Source organism: Undibacterium sp. Ji49W, assembly GCF_049340205.1.
GTDB lineage: Bacteria > Pseudomonadota > Gammaproteobacteria > Burkholderiales > Burkholderiaceae_D > Undibacterium.
This window is the reverse complement of sequence record NZ_JBMPOW010000002.1, coordinates 152,319-168,505: the sequence shown is the minus strand read 5'-3', so window position 1 is coordinate 168,505 and position 16,187 is coordinate 152,319. Positions and strand designations below refer to the sequence as shown.

The following is a 16,187-nucleotide window of genomic DNA, read 5'->3' as shown; positions in this document are numbered from 1 at the left end:
CTTTGTGACATTTGCGCCAGATCATGGCTCGCCGCTATGTATTCTGCTTGATATCACCCTGCTTTACGCCTTATACTCTCGCAGTTGTGGAAGTTGCCGGTACGCATTTGTAATTTTTGAATCTGTGTCCCTGGCGCTCTGTTAAAAGAATTCTAATCGGGGTTTGGGGAAATTCATGAAACATGCTAAGCGATTAAAGTCGTTCATGCTGGGTGCTTCGCTGTTGGCGGCTAGTCTGTCGTCCTGGGCGGTGGTGAATGGTCCGGCTGTTGACAGTCAGGGCGGTCCGGCGATCAAGCAGTTAAATCTGCAACCGCCAGTCACACAAATTGCAGAGCAGATTTATTCCATTCATAACCTGATGCTGGTTATCTGTCTGGTGATCTTTGTTGCAGTTTTCGGGGTGATGTTTTACTCCATTTTGAAACATCGCAAATCTGTTGGTCACAAGGCTGCTACTTTCCATGAGAGCACGGCAGTTGAAATTGCATGGACCATCGTTCCATTCATTATCGTTATTGTCATGGCCTTGCCAGCAACCAAAACGGTTGTTGCAATGAAAGACACGTCAAATGCTGACATCACCATTAAAGCCACCGGCATGCAATGGAAATGGGGCTATGACTACCTGAAGGGCGAAGGCGAAGGCATTTCCTTCCTGTCCACCCTGTCTACTCCACGTACGCAAGTCGGTTCCCCAGGTGTTGAACCGACTGAAAAACGCGGTGACAATTATCTGCTGGAAGTGGATAACGAAGTCATCGTCCCAGTCAATAAAAAAGTCCGTATCATCACTACAGCGAATGACGTCATCCATTCCTGGACGATTCCGGCTTTCGGCGTCAAGCAGGATGCCATTCCTGGTTTTGTGCGTGATACCTGGTTCAAAGCAGAGAAAATCGGTACATACCGTGGTCAATGCGTGGAATTGTGCGGTAAAGAACATGCGTTCATGCCTATCGTGGTCAAAGTGGTTTCTGATGACGACTACAAAAAATGGGTGGACGTCAAGAAAAAAGAAATGGCCGCCAAGGCAGATGATCCAAGCAAAGTCTGGACTATCGACGAGTTGAAACAGCGCGGCGAGAAAGTCTACGCAGCGAACTGCGTGGCCTGCCACCAGGCAACGGGTAAAGGTGTGCCAGGTGCATTCCCTGCACTGGACGGCTCTGCTGTTGTCGCCGGACCAAAAGAAGCACAGATTGGTATTGTGCTCAATGGTAAGGCAGGCATGCCAGCCTGGAAGGCAACTTTGTCGGATACTGAAATTGCAGCGGTAATTACTTACACACGCAACAGCTGGTCCAACAAAGCGGAACAAAACATTGTCCAACCGGCTGAAGTTCTGGCTGCGCGTAAGTAATAATCAGGAAGAACAGGAGAAAAGATGAGCACTACTACAGCTGATCACGCTCACGATCACTCTCACGACCACGCGCATGACCATCCACATGGTTTCCAGCGCTGGTTGTTTGCAACCAACCATAAAGATATCGGTAGCCTGTATCTGTGGTTCGCTTTCACAATGTTGCTGGCCGGTGGCGTCATGGCCCTGGGCATCCGTAGTGAATTGTTCCAGCCTGGCTTGCAGCTCATGCAACCGGAGTTCTTTAACCAGTTGACCACCATGCATGGTCTGGTCATGGTGTTCGGCGCGATCATGCCGGCATTCGTTGGCTTTGCCAACTGGATGATCCCGCTGCAAATCGGCGCGTCCGATATGGCCTTTGCCCGCATGAACAACTTCTCGTTCTGGCTGATGCCTCCGGCAGCCCTGTTGTTGCTGGGTTCCTTCTGGGTACCTGGTGGCGCAACAGCTGCTGGCTGGACACTGTATGCACCGTTGTCCACACAGATGGGCCCTGGCATGGACATGGCGATTTTCGCAGTCCACATCATGGGTGCGTCTTCTATCATGGGTTCCATCAACATCATCACTACCATCCTGAACATGCGCGCTCCTGGCATGACACTGATGAAGATGCCGATGTTCTGCTGGACCTGGCTGATTACTGCTTACCTGCTGATCGCTGTGATGCCGGTTCTGGCTGGTGCGATCACCATGACGCTGACTGACCGTCATTTCGGTACATCCTTCTTCAATGCTGCAGGCGGTGGTGACCCTGTCATGTACCAACACATTTTCTGGTTCTTCGGACATCCAGAGGTGTACATCATGATTTTGCCGGCGTTTGGTATTGTTTCCCAGATCGTGCCAGCATTTGCCCGCAAGCCTTTGTTTGGTTATGCATCGATGGTGTATGCAACAGCATCCATCGCGATTCTGTCTTTCATCGTCTGGGCGCATCACATGTTTACAACCGGTATGCCAGTGACGGCACAGTTGTTCTTCATGTATGCCACCATGCTGATCTCGGTACCAACTGGCGTGAAAGTATTTAACTGGGTAGCAACAATGTGGAAAGGCTCGATGACTTTCGAGACGCCTATGCTGTTTGCTGTCGGTTTTATCTTCGTGTTCACCATGGGTGGTTTTACAGGCCTGATCCTGGCGGTGACACCGATTGATATCCAGTTGCAGGATACCTACTACGTGGTTGCCCACTTCCACTACGTATTGGTGGCAGGTTCCCTGTTTGCCCTGTTTGCCGGTTACTACTATTGGGGTCCAAAATGGACAGGTTTCATGTACAACGAAACCCGTGGCAAGATCCATTTCTGGGGTTCGCTGATTTTGTTCAACGTGACTTTCTTCCCTATGCACTTCCTGGGTCTGGCCGGTATGCCACGTCGTTATGCCGACTACCCTGCGCAGTTCACTGATTTCAATCAGGTTGCCACTATCGGTGCGTTTGGCTTTGGTTTGATGCAGGTGTACTTCATCCTGGCAGTGGTTATTCCTTCCATCAAAGGTGGCAAACCAGCACCGGCGAAACCATGGGATGGCGCTGAAGGTCTGGAATGGACAGTGCCTAGCCCTGCGCCTTTCCATACATTTGAAGAACCACCAGAATTTAAATAATCGGCTTGACTTAGGCTTGTCCCGGCCATGCCGGGACAAGACAAATAATGAGTAATCAAAAGAAACCGAATAACCTCAGAACCGCGATCATTCTGTTTTCTGTTGCGCTGGTGTTTTTTGCCGGTGTCATCATTAAACAAACCTGGTTACGCTGATAGGATAGTGCATGTTTCAAGATGAACCCGGCGCAGGTGGCAGGCGCAAGCTGAATGCGAAAATGCTGGGCAAGTTGCTGGTGATTGCAGTCTTGATGTTCGGTTTCGGTTATGCGCTGGTGCCTATTTATAAGCAGATTTGTGAATTAACAGGGGTAAATATTCTGACCCCCAAAGATATTTCAGTAAAAGAAATATCAAATTCCCAGATCGACAGAAGTCGTGAAGTCACCATAGAGTTTGATGCGAATACGCAAGGTCCATGGCGTTTTCGCCCTACCGTGGCAAGCATGAAAGTGCATCCCGGCGAGATGACGCAAGTTGTCTATGAAGTAGTCAATAAGCAGGCTTACAAGATGGATGCGCAGGCAATACCAAGCTACGCACCGCAGCAGGCCAGCAGCTACTTCAAGAAAATGGAATGTTTTTGCTTCAAGCAGCAAACGCTGGGCCCGAATGAAGCGCGGCAGATGCCGGTGGTGTTTTATATAGACCCGGCCTTGCCCAAGGATGTCAAGACCATCACCCTGTCTTACACCTTCTTTGAAGTCGGTGGTAAATCGCAAGCGGCAGTGGCTGAAGGGCAGGGCAAGTCATGAGTGATCTGAAAGAAGCCAGCAAGCGTAAAGCTTCGTTTTTAGCAACAATGAAAGCCGTATTCTGGTCGTTTTTGGGAATACGCAAGAAAAATGATTATGAACAGGATGCAGCGCAGTTGAATCCTGTTCACGTGATAATTGCCGGCATTATCGGTGCGTTGATTTTTATCGCAACGCTGATCGTGATCGTGAAGCACGTTGTCGCCAAATAACAATTCAAGTAGTACATTAAATTGCATCGGGAGATGGAAATGAGTTCTCAACACGCTAAAGCGCCATATTATTTTGTGCCAGGCCCATCCAAATGGCCTGTGTTCGCTGGCACCACCTTATTGCTGACCATGATAGGTGCTTCGGCCTGGGTTAATGGTCAGGCATGGGGTTCTTACCTGAACCTGGCCGGAATCGCCCTGACGCTGGTTGTGTTGTATAACTGGTTTGGTGATGCGATTGCTGAATCTGAGGGCGGCAAATACAGCGCCCGTATTGACGTGTCCTTCCGCTGGAGCATGAGCTGGTTCATCTTCTCTGAAGTCATGTTCTTTGCCGCTTTCTTCGGTGCCCTGTTCTATGCGCGCAGCATCAGTATGCCCTGGCTGGCTGATCTGGATCACAAGGTATTGTGGCCTGACTTCGCCGCCAACTGGGGTAACACTGGTCCGGCTGGCACGATCGAAGCCTTCAAGACCATGGGTCCTTTCCCTATCCCTACCATCAATACAGCATTGTTGTTGACATCGGGTGTAACGCTGACGATTTCCCACCATGCATTGCGTGAAGGTCACCGTGCGAAAACAGCATTCTGGTTGTTTGCTACCGTATTGCTGGGTGCAGTGTTCATGGGCTTCCAGGCTTACGAATACATCCACGCTTACCATGAACTGAACCTGAAACTGACATCCGGTATCTATGGTTCCACATTCTTTATGCTGACAGGTTTCCATGGTTTCCACGTGACCATGGGTGCGATCATGTTGTCTGTGGTACTGTACCGCGTGATGAAGGGCCATTTCACACCTGAGCATCACTTCGCATTCGAAGGTGCCGCCTGGTACTGGCACTTTGTTGACGTGGTCTGGCTCGGTCTGTACGTTGTTGTCTACTGGCTGTAAGCAGGCACCAGCTACCCAGAGTGGCATAAAAAAAGCCGCACAGATAGTGCGGCTTTTTTACATGGCTTTTTTATTTATATTTATCTGTATTTATCTAGATTAAACGCTTTGTTGCCATTATTAAATCCAAATCACGGCACAGCAGGGCAGGCAGATTTACCTGATGCCGGTAGGTTGTATCAGGCCATAATGATTGGCCAGCAATATCAGCAAAAACAGGGTGATGGAAAATCCCACGCGAAATGCCAGCGCTTTGACAGTGCGGTTACTCTTTCCTTTGTCCTTCATCAGATATACCAGGGCAGACCCCATACTGAAGATGATGAGAAAAAATGCGACGGCGACAAGAATTTTCATACTGAGCTATTGTTGATGCTGGTTTGATTGATGTTCTCATTGTAGTACCTTAATACCTGAATGCCTATTTCCTTCCGTTTTCGCCCCATTCCTTTCATTGCCTGCCTGCTGCTGGTCAGCCTGGGCATCGCATTGGCACAATGGCAAACGCGACGCGCGCAGGAAAAAGAACTGATCGCCACGCAGATGGCAGATCGCCAGCATTTACCCGCCCTGGCATTGACCGCGACGACGCCGGCATCAGAGATACAGGCATTTCGCAAACTGCAGTTACGTGGCCAGTTCATGAATGAATGGCCGGTTTACCTGGATAACCGCCCCTTGCAGGGCAAGGCTGGTTTGTATGTGTTAATGCCCTTCAAACTGGCGGACAGCAACCGCTACGTGCTGGTGGCGCGCGGCTGGCAGCAACGCGATGCGCGTGACCGCATGCATGTGTCGGCTGAACCAGCACCAACAGGTGAGCTGGTGCTGGAAGGCATAGTCCGGGATCAGCTGGATCGTGTCATGCAACTAGGTGCGCCGGAAACCGTCAAACCTGGCAGTATCGTGCAAAATCTGGAACTGGATGTACTTGCGAAACAGACTGGGTGGAATTTTTATCCCTTCATATTGGAACAAACCTCGGTTACTGAAGATAAGCTGTCCCGTGACTGGCCATTGCCATCTGCTGGTGCCGACAAGCACAGGGGCTATGCTTTTCAATGGTATGCCCTGGCTCTGATGGCCTTTGTATTTTTTGTTGTTACTGGATTTCGTCGTGGAAAAAATAGATAAACAAACTTCGAGTGGTCGCTGGAAATTACTGATGGTGCTGGCAGTCTGCGCTGCCCCCATGATTTTTTCTTACCTGGCTTACTACGTCATAAAACCCAGTGGCCGTACCAATTACGGCAGCATACTGGACCCGCGCAACTATCCCATGCCAAAAATAGCCGGTCACCCGCTGGGTGCATCCGCGACCGATCCCGTAGTGGGGCTGGATGCCTACAAAGGTAAGTGGATCATGTTGCAGGTTGACAGTGGTGCCTGTGCCGCTGCATGTCAAAAGAAAATGTATGACATCCGCCAGTTGCGCGTTGCCCAAGGTAAGGAAATGGACAGGATAGAAAGAGTCTGGCTGATCACCGATGATGTCGCTATCGACACCGCATTGATACGTCAGTTTGATGGTGCACGCATGCTGAAGGTGGATCCGGCAATTCTCAAAGCCTGGTTGCCAACAGAAAATGGTACCCAGATCAGCGATCACATTTACATGATAGACCCTATCGGCAATCTGATGATGCGCTTCCCCAAAGATGCCGATCCAAACAAGATTAAAAAAGACCTCAGCAAATTATTGCGTGCTTCAGCGATAGGGTGATGTATGTGGTTGCAACTTGCACTGACAGCTTTGATGGTGGCGGTGATACCGCTGACCTTGGTTGTTTTTTCGAAAGAAAAAAGTAAATACCGCAAACTGATCGCCGTCACCGTGGCGCTGACCTTTGAGTTGATCATGTTTGGGGCCTTTACGCGCCTCACCGATTCTGGTCTTGGTTGTCCGGACTGGCCGGGTTGCTATGGTCAGGCTAATCCCCTGCAATCGCATGCAGCCATCAAGGCTGCGGAAATTGCCATGCCCACAGGGCCGGTGACTTTGCAAAAAGCCTGGATAGAAATGGTTCATCGCTATCTGGCCATGAGCGTGGGCGTGCTGATCGTGGTGCAAATGGCAATTGCCTGGGCGCGCAGAAGGCAATTGAACACGGCACCCTTGCTGTCCACTTTCCTGCTTTTCTTCGTATGCCTGCAAGGCGCATTTGGTGCCTGGACGGTCACACTGAAGCTACAACCTGTCATAGTGACTACTCACTTAATCCTTGGCATGGGTTTGTTGGCCCTGCTCAGTGCCAGCCTGGAACAGCAAAGCCATCAGGGTGATGCGCTGCGCCAGGCAGACGCCCGTCGCCTGCTGTGGCCAGCCAGCCTGGCCTTGCTGCTGGTCTTCATGCAAATCGCTCTTGGTGGATGGGTGAGCACCAACTATGCTGCTTTGGCCTGCCATGACTATCCTTTATGTAATGGCCAGGTCATGCCTGCGATGGATTTCGAACATGGCTTCAGCCTGTGGCGACAACTGGGGCAGACCGTGAATGGCGATTTCCTGCCTTTCAGCGCCCTGGTGGCGATACAATGGGTACATCGTAATTTTGCCCTGCTGGTGGTGGCCGTCTGCCTGTGGGCAGGCTGGAAAACCCGCCAGACTCCTGGCCTGGAAAGCCTGGGCAGAAATATCCTGTTTGCGATTGTCGCCCAGTTTGTGATTGGTGTATCCACCGTCTTTTTTTCCTGGCCCCTGTTACTGGCGGTTTTGCACAATGGTGGCGCAGCGACTCTTGTGCTGTTGCTGACCATGTTAAACTACCGCATAAGGCATGTGAGCCTTGCCGCTGCCAAAGATAGATCATGACCACTTTAAGTTTGCCCTCCAACCGTTTTGCACAGTACTGGGCTTTAACCAAGCCCCGTGTCACCCAGTTAGCCGTGTTCTGTGCCGTGATAGGCATGTTCCTGGCGACGCCGGATTTGCCCGACTGGCGCATAGTCGTTGCTGCCACTATCGGTATCTGGCTGCTGGCTGGTGCCGCCTTTGCGGTTAATTGCCTGGTAGAAAAAGAAATTGATTCGCGCATGGCAAGAACTGCGCGTAGAGCCACGGCTCAGGGTGAAATCAGTGTTCTTCAGACGCTGGTATTTTCCGGCGTCATAGGCGGCATGGGTATGTGGATACTCTACACCATGGTGAACCCGCTCACGATGTGGCTGACCTTTGTCACCTTTGTCGGCTATGCCGTGGTCTATACCATTATCCTGAAACCGGCGACACCACAGAATATTGTCATCGGCGGCTTATCTGGTGCCATGCCACCGGCGCTGGGCTGGGCTGCGGTGGCCAATGACGTACCCATGCAGGCCTGGTTATTGGTACTGATCATTTTTGTCTGGACACCACCGCATTTCTGGGCGCTGGCCATGTATCGCCGTGACGATTATGCCCGCTCCGGTTTGCCTATGCTACCTATCACGCATGGCCTGGAATTTACCCGTTTCCATATCTGGCTGTACACCATCGCCCTGTTCGCAACCACCATGCTGCCCTATGCGGTACATATGAGTGGCCTGATTTACCTGATCAGCGCAGTGATACTGGGAGCCATATTCCTTTGGTACGCATGGCGCATCTATAAACACTATGATGATGTGCTGGCACGCAAGACCTTTGCCTTTTCCATCATTTACCTGTCCCTGCTGTTTGCGGCCCTGTTGATTGACCACTATATCAAGCTATGATGATATCCAATCTGTTCAAAGCTTTGACGGCCGCCCTGCTTGCGGTGTCGCTGTTGGCCTGCCAGAAACCGGCAGAAAAGTTCATGAATACCGATCTGACCGGCCTCGATTACGCCAAGGACTTTGCCCTGACCGACCACAATGGCAAGCCGCGTACCCTGGCTGATTTTCGTGGCAAGGCAGTGGTGATTTTCTTTGGTTATACCCAGTGTCCGGATGTCTGCCCGACCACCATGGTGGAAATGGCGAATGTCATGAAGGGGCTGGGGCCGCTGGCACAAAAGGTGCAGGTCCTGTTCGTAACAATAGATCCTGAACGGGATACTCAGGTCCTGCTGGCCAACTATGTACCAAATTTTGATCCCAGCTTCCTCGGTTTGTATGGCGATGCTGCTGCTACCGCCAAAGTCGCCAAGGAGTTCAAGGTGTTTTATCAAAAAGCTGCTGGCAAAACGCCTGGCAGCTACACCATGGACCATACGGCAGGCAGCTATGTATTTGATCCCGAAGGGCGCATACGTTTGTTCCTGCGACATGGACAGGGGCCGGAACCGATAGTCCATGATTTGAAGATGCTGCTGCAGTAATCTCGCAGTAATCTCACAGAAAGCGAGAAAGAGAAATCCGGACAAAAAATCAGGCAGATGTAAAATAAAGAGCAAATAGCGTGGCAGCGTAGATGCTGAAATTAACTAATGATACTGTCGCCAATACTCTTGGTGACCAGGATCGCAAGGATTTGTCGATGAGAACAGTCGTTGATTATTTGATTCAGATTTTTTCCAACGAGCGGAGTTTGTTTGTGTCGTAACAACGCAAACATCAAGCGCCAAGAATCTAGGTTCCGCCTTTGAGCCTGGTTCGATAGGCCCCGACCTTCATCCGATTGCCACACGCGGCCATGCTACACCAGCGACGTCGACGCGACTTGGTGCGATCGTGAAATAGCAGCGTGCAATCCTCGCATCCACATTTGCGGACGTGTTCAAAATCTGCCTCGGCCAATAACAGCGCCAAAGCTTCCGCAACGGGCACCAACACCGCAGCCACATGCTCCTCACTCTGCTTTTGCGTGAGAGTCGGCTGCCCACCTTTTTCCCATTGAATTTCAAGATGGCGGCTACCCAACGCCAGCACACGATTCAGTAACGAAGGATCAGCCCATTGGTCCGCTTTTCGTTTCTCGACTAGTTGCCGCGCAACCTTGCGCAACTCCACTGCGATTTCAAGTAAGCCCTTGCTCGATGCATCGCTGCTGCGATCGACAAGCACGCCTGCCTGCGTCAGCCACGCCAACACGCTGCCATCGCTTACGAAACAGTCGCGTTTGCCTTCATCAATACCGTACTTGGTGTTGATGAAATCCAGAGCCAGATTGTCTCCCACAAAAAGCGCCGGGCTATTTGTTCCAGTTTCCGTATCCATAATAACAACCTCCAAATCGCAATGAATCATTGTAACCTATAAAAATACTTTGACAGGTTACAAAAGCAAATGTAACCTATATTTAAGCATTTACCGGTTACGCCGAAATGTGTACATTTTTTAAATTTGCAATGGAGGTATCACCCATGAAGTTCAATCACACGTTGGTGGGAGCATTTGCTGCCATCGGTATGGCAGGCATCGTTGCCAGTACCCCAGGCCACGCAGCAAAACCGCATTCGTCGCCGGTTACAGATAAAGTTGGTGCGACGGATGTCAGTCTTCACTATGTCCAAGTGGACAACGTGAACGTGTTTTACCGTGAAGCCGGTAGCCCGTCGAACCCGACCATCTTGTTGTTGCATGGTTTTCCGACTTCGTCGTTCATGTATCGCAAGCTGATTCCGATGCTTGCTGATCGCTACCATGTGATCGCACCTGACTTGCCAGGTTTCGGTTTCACCCAAAGCCCTGATCGGTCACAATACGCTTACACGTTCGACAATCTCGCGAAGACCATCGATCGCTTTACCGAAGTGCTGAAATTGCAGAAGTACGCGATTGAAGTATTCGATTATGGCGCACCGGTTGGCTGGCGACTGGCAGTCGCACATCCTGAACGCATCACCGCAATCATTTCCCAAAACGGCAATGCGTACGATGAAGGCCTGAGTGAAGGCTGGAGTCCGATCCAGAAATATTGGAAAGACCCATCGGAAGCCAATCGCAATGCGTTGAGTGATTTCTTTAAGCTCGATGCGATCAAATGGCAATACACGACCGGTGTAACTGACGCGAACATTATTGCACCAGAAACGTATACCTTGGATGCCGCGTTGGTCGCCCGCCCTGGCAATGCAGACATTCAACTGGATCTATTCCTTGATTACGCAACGAACGTCGCGCGCTATCCGGAATTCCAAGCTTACTTCCGAAAATACCATCCACCGCTTCTCGCCGTGTGGGGCAAAAACGATCCGTTCTTCCTGCCGCCAGGCGCGGAAGCATTCAAGCGCGATATTCCAAATGCTGAAGTACGTTTCTATGACACTGGGCACTTTGCATTGGAAACGCATGTGAGCGAAATCGGGTCTGTAATCCATCAATTTCTGGATCGCAATATTCCCCGTCGTTGAGTAAGTGAAGATGGAGACAACGTGGTAGTGAGTTTGATCATAGCCATGATGATTCCTTGGAAGGGCCCGGATTCCAAGGGCCGGATAGGAGTCAGGTGGTCGGACGCAAGGCCAGGTTTCGGAACACAGGCATATGTTGAACTCGCCTAAATTATTGATAAACCTGCTGTATCTGGCTGTGGCGTAGTCCAGCAAACTTCGGTGCTGGAGTTCAAAGTAAAAAAGGCACTCAATGATGAGTGCCTTTTTCATGTCGCGCCGTTGTCAGGATCAGAATCAGGATCAGGATGTGAAACTGGCGAGGCTGCCTTTCATTTTTTTCAATGCTGCACTTTCGATCTGGCGTATGCGTTCGGCAGATACACCGTATTCATCGGCCAGTTCATGCAGGGTAGCACCGGTACCATCATCATTTTTCAACCAGCGTGCTTCGATGATGTGACGTGAACGTGCATCCAGCTTGGACAGCGCTGATTCCAGACCTTCGCTTTGCAGGCGATCGTACTGGCGTGTTTCCAGCACACGGGTAGGCTCATCGGATTCTGTCTTCAGATAAGCGATGGGAGCGAATTTCTCATCGTCATCATCTGTCGGTGCATCCAGCGCAATATCATGGCCGGACAAACGCATTTCCATCTCGATGACTTCTTCGCGTTTCACATCCAGCGTTGATGCCAGGGCATCAATCTGCTTCGGTGTCATCGCGTCCAGGCCTTCTTTATGGCTGCGCAGGTTAAAGAACAACTTGCGCTGTGCTTTGGTTGTTGCTACTTTGACCAGGCGCCAGTTTTTCAGGATGTACTCATGCATCTCTGCCTTGATCCAGTGCATGGCATAGGACACCAGACGTACGCCCTGGTCAGGATCGAAACGCTTGACGGCCTTCATCAGGCCGATATTGCCTTCCTGGATCAGGTCTGCGTGTGGCAGGCCATAACCCAGGTAGCCGCGTGCAATCGAGACAACCAGGCGCAGATGCGACATAACCAGTTGTTGCGCTGCTGCGAGATCATTGTCGTTACGCAATTTTTTTGCATAATCAATCTCTTCCTCATGCGTGAGCATGGGCAGGCGATTGACTGCCGAGATATAGGCATCAATATTTCCCAGCGTGCCGCTAAAGCCAAGGGCCAGTGCGGTGCTGTCAGAAGCGGGGATTAATTGTGTCGTAGTTGTTGCCATTTTTCCTCCTCATTGCTGCCATCTTGAGTATGAATTACCCGATCTGGCACGTTCAAGTTCCTATATTAGCACTCTCTTGAGAAGAGTGCTAATACTGTGATTCTATGAATTCCATCAAAAAAATCTATCGAAAAACTTGTATTAATATGAAGTACTTATAAGGCTTGGATGGCTGCCAGTCCCAAAAGTTGCATTCAACGAGGTAAATTTTAGCTTTACAAGACGATCTGAATGTAATTCTCTTGGCGCTTTACCCATGATTTAACTGGCCCTTGCCAGTTGCCGTCTGACGGACAGCCATACCCCGACCAGGCCCAGCAACATGCTGACGGCCAGTAATAACAGGCTGGGCAGCAGACCCAGTGGTTGCAGATGGAACTCAGACGCATACAGCTTGGCAAATTCTGCTATTGCCCGGTTCAAGGGCTGCAAAGATGCAGCGATCAAGCCCAAAGCGACGCCACCAGCGAGCAAACCAAGCAGGGCACCAGTATAGTAATACGGTTTATGGATAAAACTATTGGTCGCCCCCAGCAGGCGGGTAACGGCAATTTCTGATTGATGAGAAATCACTTGCAGCCGGGTGGCATTGAACACCACCACCACGACCACGACAGAAAGCGTTATCGCCAGGAACAACAAGCCCAGCTGCATGATTTGTACCAGTGCCGCCAGCCGTTTGACCCAGGCCGAATCCAGTTGCACGATATCGACATCAGGCATCTGCCTGATTTCTTCCACCAGCATATCCAGCTTGCCAGCATCATTGTTCGATAGTGACAGGATATAGGCATCCGGCAAAGGGTTGCCACCCAGCGTGGACAGCACTTCGGCCAGATTGGATGACTGTTCCAGACTGGCCAAGGCCTTGTCCTTGGGGATGAAGTTCAGGCTGGCCGTAATATTTTTTTCTTTGAGCAACTTTTTGATCGGTATCGACAAGGCAGTTGCGGTTGGCCGTGGCGTATCCGGGCTGACAAAGATGCTGATTTCCGGTTCTATCGACAATTGTGATGAGATGGGGCGGATATTTTCTATCAGCGTCAGACCGGCGATGGGCAATGCCAGCGCAATGGCAACTACCAGCACATTGAACAGGAAATTACCGGGGCTGCCGCGTAAATGGGTCAGGGCACTTTTTAAGGCAAACAAATGCTGGCGAAACCAGATGGTCATGAATTCTTCCTCTGCGGGCAGCTAATGTAGGGTAAGTGGATCAGGCAGCGAGTGATGATTTCCAGGTATTAACGACCTGGCCCTGGCTCAGGTAAATGACGCGGCTGGCCTGGTCAAGAAACTGTTCGTCATGGCTGGAAATAATGCAGGTCACGCCTGCACTCTGGAAAGCCTTGAGCGCACCCAGTACCTTGTTGGCATTTTCGCGGTCCAGAAAGGCGCTCGGTTCGTCTGCCAGTATGATCTGTGGACGATTCACGATGGCGCGGGCTATCGCCACCCTTTGCTGTTCACCGCCAGACAATGCCATGGGCAAGCTGGCTGCCTTGTCCGGCAATCCGACTTTTTCCAGGGCGATGCGGGCACGCTGCTCTGCTTCAGTGGATGAAGCACCAGTGACAACCAGGGGCAGCATCACATTCGACAGCACGCTGCGGTCATTCAATAATTTCTGGTCTTGCAGTATCAGGCCCAGCTTGCGGCGCAGATAGGGCAGGCTGCTGGTTTTCAGCTTGCTGATGTCCTGGCCGTTGACGCTGACCCGGCCGCTACTGGGCTTTTCTATGCCCGCGATCATTTTCAACAGAGTGGATTTGCCAGCACCGGAAGGGCCTGCCAGAAAAATCAGTTCACCATCGGCAATCGACAGCGATACATCTTTCAGTGCATAGGCATCTTGCGAATATTGTTTGCTGACGTGTTCAAAGACTATCATGGTCGGCCAATTCAGAGTGAACGAAAGAAGTGGAAGTGAGCATTCAAATTTTGGGTTAGTAATTTAATGCAGCAGCACTGAAGCGATTTGCACTTACTGATATGTTAATGTCGTCCCAAGCGATTGAACCTGACCGACATCAATTCAGCAGGGCATCCACAAATTCCTGTGCATTAAAGGGTTGCAAATCTTCAATCTGTTCACCAACACCGATGAAATACACAGGTACCGGGCGGTTTTTGGCAATCGCAGCTAATACGCCGCCTTTGGCCGTACCATCCAGTTTAGTGATGACAAGGCCAGTGAGTTGCAATGCATCGTCAAAAGCCTTGACCTGTGCCAGGGCATTTTGGCCAGTATTGCCATCGATGATCAGCAAGACTTCTTGCGGTGCACCGTCCATGCCCTTGCCTATCACGCGCTTGATCTTCTTTAACTCTTCCATCAGGTGCAACTGGGTAGGCAGGCGTCCGGCGGTATCGACCATCACCACATCCGTACCGCGTGCACGGGCCGAAGCAACAGCATCAAATGCTACCGCTGCCGGGTCACCTGACTCTTGCGAGATGACGGTGACATTATTGCGCTCACCCCAGATCGTCAGTTGTTCACGCGCTGCCGCACGGAAGGTGTCGCCCGCTGCCAGCAACACCGATTGCTGATGGCTTTGCATATGCTTGGCCAGCTTGCCTATGGTGGTAGTCTTGCCGGCACCGTTGACGCCGGTAATCATCATCACCATTGGCTGATGGCGTCCCAGCTCCAGTGGTTTTTGCAAAGGCGTCAACAAATCCAGCAGCAACACTTTCAAGGCGGATTTGACTTGTTCGGCTTCGGTCAGTTTTTCTTCCTTGACCTTTTTCTTCAGCCCATCCAGTAGGAATTGTGTGGCTTCAATCCCGGCATCGGCGGTCAGTAAGGCGGCTTCCAGCTCTTCATACAAATCATCATCAATGCGAGCGCCGATGAAGAGGGTGGTAAGATTCGTGGATGTCTTGGCCAGACCCGCCTTCAGGCGGCTCAGCCATGAGCGTTTGGGCTCCGCCTGGGCGACTTCGGCAATGGCTGGTGTGCTTGTTGTTTGCACTGTGGCAGCAGATGTGGCAGATGTGGCCGGTGCAGCAAGGGCGTCTGCCGTTGTGGCGACAGGTGCCTCAATAGTGGTAGCGGCAGGCGCAATACCAGGTATGACAGCAGGCGCTTCTTCTTTGGGCTTCTTTTTAAAAAAACTAAACATCGGGAGTGATTTACCGGAATGCGGATGGCCAGAATGCCCATCCTGATATGAGAATGCTGCCATTCTAACAGACAGCGCCCGGTAAACTTATGCCCCAGTGTCAAGCATGCAATGAAAACAAATAGTAAAAAAACTACACCTATCAAACGTTCCAGTCATCAGGTCAGGATCATCGGCGGTCAGTGGAAGCGTACTGTCCTCAGCGTCATAGAAGCAGAGGGCTTGCGGCCCACGCCCGACCGTGTGCGTGAAACCGTATTTAACTGGCTAAATCATTTGCTGGATAACACCTGGGGGAACAAGACTTGCCTGGATCTGTTTGCCGGTAGCGGTGCCCTGGGTTTTGAGGCAGCCAGTCGCGGTGCCTTGCAGGTGTATATGGTGGAATCGCATACACCGGCCTTCCGTCAGTTGGAACAGATCAAGGAAAAGTTGCAGGCCAGCCAATGCAATCTGATACGTGGTGATGCTGCCAAGGCGTTACAGGTATTTGCGGACAAACAACAGATGCTGGATGTTGTTTTTCTGGACCCACCTTTTGGACAAGACTGGCTGGCCCGTATTCTGCCTTTATGCAGCCGTGTAATGCAGGCAAAGTCAGTTTTATACGTAGAGGCCGAGTTCTCATTGGCAGAACCGGTAGAGGATGAAAATCTGGCAAAAATACTTTCCGAATGGCAAGTTATAAGAGCAGACAAGGCAGGTAGTGTGTTCTTTCATATACTGCAACGCAACATCTTGCCGCATGAGACGCACGAAAATCAGGCATAATGC

General features: G+C 51.0%; 19 protein-coding genes. 13 read left to right on the top strand and 6 right to left on the bottom strand.

Going from position 1 to position 16,187, the window contains the following annotated elements:
• Positions 1-175 precede the first annotated feature (175 nt).
• Genes coxB through ACO0LK_RS03160 form a run of 6 tightly spaced genes read left to right on the top strand, consistent with a single transcriptional unit; the run spans position 176 to position 4,849 of the window.
• Entirely contained in the window at positions 176-1,363 is a 1,188-nt protein-coding gene (gene coxB, locus ACO0LK_RS03185; RefSeq protein WP_422972093.1) for a cytochrome c oxidase subunit II, read from the top strand.
• Between the two features lie 24 nt (positions 1,364-1,387).
• Positions 1,388-2,983, top strand: a complete 1,596-nt coding sequence (gene ctaD, locus ACO0LK_RS03180; RefSeq protein WP_422972091.1) for a cytochrome c oxidase subunit I — start codon at positions 1,388-1,390, stop codon at positions 2,981-2,983.
• A gap of 47 nt (positions 2,984-3,030) precedes the next feature.
• On the top strand, positions 3,031-3,138 hold the full coding sequence (locus ACO0LK_RS03175; RefSeq protein ID WP_222619350.1) for a cytochrome oxidase small assembly protein: 108 nt from the start codon (positions 3,031-3,033) through the stop codon (positions 3,136-3,138).
• Positions 3,139-3,149: 11 nt separating this feature from the next.
• The gene (locus ACO0LK_RS03170; protein ID WP_186947775.1) at positions 3,150-3,737 is read left to right on the top strand and encodes a cytochrome c oxidase assembly protein; all 588 of its coding nucleotides are present in this window, start codon (positions 3,150-3,152) and stop codon (positions 3,735-3,737) included.
• Complete coding sequence (locus tag ACO0LK_RS03165) at positions 3,734-3,949, top strand: DUF2970 domain-containing protein (protein WP_422972089.1); 216 nt, start codon at positions 3,734-3,736, stop codon at positions 3,947-3,949. Before ACO0LK_RS03170 ends, ACO0LK_RS03165 begins: the two co-directional genes overlap by 4 nt.
• Positions 3,950-3,988: 39 nt before the next feature.
• Entirely contained in the window at positions 3,989-4,849 is an 861-nt protein-coding gene (locus ACO0LK_RS03160) for a cytochrome c oxidase subunit 3 (RefSeq protein WP_422972087.1), read from the top strand.
• Positions 4,850-5,005: 156 nt separating this feature from the next.
• On the opposite strand, the gene ACO0LK_RS03155 is transcribed toward ACO0LK_RS03160, so the two are convergent.
• Positions 5,006-5,206, bottom strand: a complete 201-nt coding sequence (locus ACO0LK_RS03155) for a twin transmembrane helix small protein (RefSeq protein ID WP_422972085.1) — start codon at positions 5,204-5,206, stop codon at positions 5,006-5,008.
• Between the two features lie 60 nt (positions 5,207-5,266).
• On the opposite strand from ACO0LK_RS03155, the gene ACO0LK_RS03150 reads away from it, so the two are divergent.
• Genes ACO0LK_RS03150 through ACO0LK_RS03130 form a run of 5 tightly spaced genes read left to right on the top strand, consistent with a single transcriptional unit; the run spans position 5,267 to position 9,129 of the window.
• Positions 5,267-5,983 (top strand): SURF1 family protein, encoded by a 717-nt coding sequence (locus ACO0LK_RS03150; RefSeq protein ID WP_422972083.1) that lies wholly within the window; start codon positions 5,267-5,269, stop codon positions 5,981-5,983.
• Between the two features lie 31 nt (positions 5,984-6,014).
• Complete coding sequence (locus ACO0LK_RS03145; RefSeq protein WP_422972459.1) at positions 6,015-6,572, top strand: SCO family protein; 558 nt, start codon at positions 6,015-6,017, stop codon at positions 6,570-6,572.
• A 3-nt stretch (positions 6,573-6,575) separates the two neighbouring features.
• Positions 6,576-7,661, top strand: coding sequence for a COX15/CtaA family protein (locus ACO0LK_RS03140; RefSeq protein WP_422972081.1), 1,086 nt, complete (start codon positions 6,576-6,578; stop codon positions 7,659-7,661).
• Complete coding sequence (gene cyoE / locus ACO0LK_RS03135; protein ID WP_422972079.1) at positions 7,658-8,542, top strand: heme o synthase; 885 nt, start codon at positions 7,658-7,660, stop codon at positions 8,540-8,542. The genes ACO0LK_RS03140 and cyoE overlap by 4 nt, the downstream gene beginning before the upstream one ends.
• Positions 8,542-9,129, top strand: coding sequence for an SCO family protein (locus ACO0LK_RS03130; RefSeq protein WP_422972077.1), 588 nt, complete (start codon positions 8,542-8,544; stop codon positions 9,127-9,129). Before cyoE ends, ACO0LK_RS03130 begins: the two co-directional genes overlap by 1 nt.
• A 250-nt stretch (positions 9,130-9,379) precedes the next feature.
• Here ACO0LK_RS03130 and ACO0LK_RS03125 read toward each other — a convergent pair whose 3' ends face one another.
• Entirely contained in the window at positions 9,380-9,967 is a 588-nt protein-coding gene (locus tag ACO0LK_RS03125; RefSeq protein ID WP_422972075.1) for a CGNR zinc finger domain-containing protein, read from the bottom strand.
• Between the two features lie 191 nt (positions 9,968-10,158).
• Between ACO0LK_RS03125 and ACO0LK_RS03120 the strand changes: the two genes are divergently transcribed.
• Positions 10,159-11,103, top strand: coding sequence for an alpha/beta fold hydrolase (locus tag ACO0LK_RS03120; RefSeq protein ID WP_422972457.1), 945 nt, complete (start codon positions 10,159-10,161; stop codon positions 11,101-11,103).
• A gap of 282 nt (positions 11,104-11,385) precedes the next feature.
• Here the strand turns inward: ACO0LK_RS03120 and rpoH are convergent, their stop codons facing one another.
• The 4 genes from rpoH to ftsY form a co-directional block, all read right to left on the bottom strand.
• The gene (gene rpoH / locus ACO0LK_RS03115; protein ID WP_422972073.1) at positions 11,386-12,285 is read right to left on the bottom strand and encodes an RNA polymerase sigma factor RpoH; all 900 of its coding nucleotides are present in this window, start codon (positions 12,283-12,285) and stop codon (positions 11,386-11,388) included.
• A gap of 261 nt (positions 12,286-12,546) precedes the next feature.
• Positions 12,547-13,461, bottom strand: a complete 915-nt coding sequence (locus tag ACO0LK_RS03110) for a cell division protein FtsX (protein WP_422972071.1) — start codon at positions 13,459-13,461, stop codon at positions 12,547-12,549.
• 40 nt (positions 13,462-13,501) lie between these two features.
• Positions 13,502-14,176 (bottom strand): cell division ATP-binding protein FtsE, encoded by a 675-nt coding sequence (locus tag ACO0LK_RS03105; protein ID WP_186947765.1) that lies wholly within the window; start codon positions 14,174-14,176, stop codon positions 13,502-13,504.
• A 139-nt stretch (positions 14,177-14,315) separates the two neighbouring features.
• Positions 14,316-15,413 (bottom strand): signal recognition particle-docking protein FtsY, encoded by a 1,098-nt coding sequence (gene ftsY, locus ACO0LK_RS03100; protein WP_422972069.1) that lies wholly within the window; start codon positions 15,411-15,413, stop codon positions 14,316-14,318.
• 111 nt (positions 15,414-15,524) lie between these two features.
• On the opposite strand from ftsY, the gene rsmD reads away from it, so the two are divergent.
• Positions 15,525-16,184, top strand: coding sequence for a 16S rRNA (guanine(966)-N(2))-methyltransferase RsmD (gene rsmD / locus ACO0LK_RS03095; protein ID WP_422972067.1), 660 nt, complete (start codon positions 15,525-15,527; stop codon positions 16,182-16,184).
• Positions 16,185-16,187 lie beyond the last annotated feature (3 nt).

Bases quoted from the DNA above. Each gene is read 5' to 3' on its own strand.
- ACO0LK_RS03155 (WP_422972085.1), bottom strand. From the start codon at position 5,206: ATGAAAATTCTTGTCGCCGTCGCATTTTTTCTCATCATCTTCAGTATG.
- ACO0LK_RS03150 (WP_422972083.1), top strand. From the start codon at position 5,267: ATGCCTATTTCCTTCCGTTTTCGCCCCATTCCTTTCATTGCCTGCCTG.
- coxB (WP_422972093.1), top strand. From the start codon at position 176: ATGAAACATGCTAAGCGATTAAAGTCGTTCATGCTGGGTGCTTCGCTG.
- ACO0LK_RS03125 (WP_422972075.1), bottom strand. From the start codon at position 9,967: ATGGATACGGAAACTGGAACAAATAGCCCGGCGCTTTTTGTGGGAGAC.
- ACO0LK_RS03175 (WP_222619350.1), top strand. From the start codon at position 3,031: ATGAGTAATCAAAAGAAACCGAATAACCTCAGAACCGCGATCATTCTG.
- ctaD (WP_422972091.1), top strand. From the start codon at position 1,388: ATGAGCACTACTACAGCTGATCACGCTCACGATCACTCTCACGACCAC.
- cyoE (WP_422972079.1), top strand. From the start codon at position 7,658: ATGACCACTTTAAGTTTGCCCTCCAACCGTTTTGCACAGTACTGGGCT.
- rsmD (WP_422972067.1), top strand. From the start codon at position 15,525: ATGAAAACAAATAGTAAAAAAACTACACCTATCAAACGTTCCAGTCAT.
- ACO0LK_RS03160 (WP_422972087.1), top strand. From the start codon at position 3,989: ATGAGTTCTCAACACGCTAAAGCGCCATATTATTTTGTGCCAGGCCCA.
- ACO0LK_RS03110 (WP_422972071.1), bottom strand. From the start codon at position 13,461: ATGACCATCTGGTTTCGCCAGCATTTGTTTGCCTTAAAAAGTGCCCTG.
- ACO0LK_RS03140 (WP_422972081.1), top strand. From the start codon at position 6,576: ATGTGGTTGCAACTTGCACTGACAGCTTTGATGGTGGCGGTGATACCG.
- ACO0LK_RS03170 (WP_186947775.1), top strand. From the start codon at position 3,150: ATGTTTCAAGATGAACCCGGCGCAGGTGGCAGGCGCAAGCTGAATGCG.
- ACO0LK_RS03120 (WP_422972457.1), top strand. From the start codon at position 10,159: ATGGCAGGCATCGTTGCCAGTACCCCAGGCCACGCAGCAAAACCGCAT.
- ACO0LK_RS03145 (WP_422972459.1), top strand. From the start codon at position 6,015: ATGGTGCTGGCAGTCTGCGCTGCCCCCATGATTTTTTCTTACCTGGCT.
- ftsY (WP_422972069.1), bottom strand. From the start codon at position 15,413: ATGTTTAGTTTTTTTAAAAAGAAGCCCAAAGAAGAAGCGCCTGCTGTC.
- ACO0LK_RS03130 (WP_422972077.1), top strand. From the start codon at position 8,542: ATGATATCCAATCTGTTCAAAGCTTTGACGGCCGCCCTGCTTGCGGTG.
- rpoH (WP_422972073.1), bottom strand. From the start codon at position 12,285: ATGGCAACAACTACGACACAATTAATCCCCGCTTCTGACAGCACCGCA.
- ACO0LK_RS03165 (WP_422972089.1), top strand. From the start codon at position 3,734: ATGAGTGATCTGAAAGAAGCCAGCAAGCGTAAAGCTTCGTTTTTAGCA.
- ACO0LK_RS03105 (WP_186947765.1), bottom strand. From the start codon at position 14,176: ATGATAGTCTTTGAACACGTCAGCAAACAATATTCGCAAGATGCCTAT.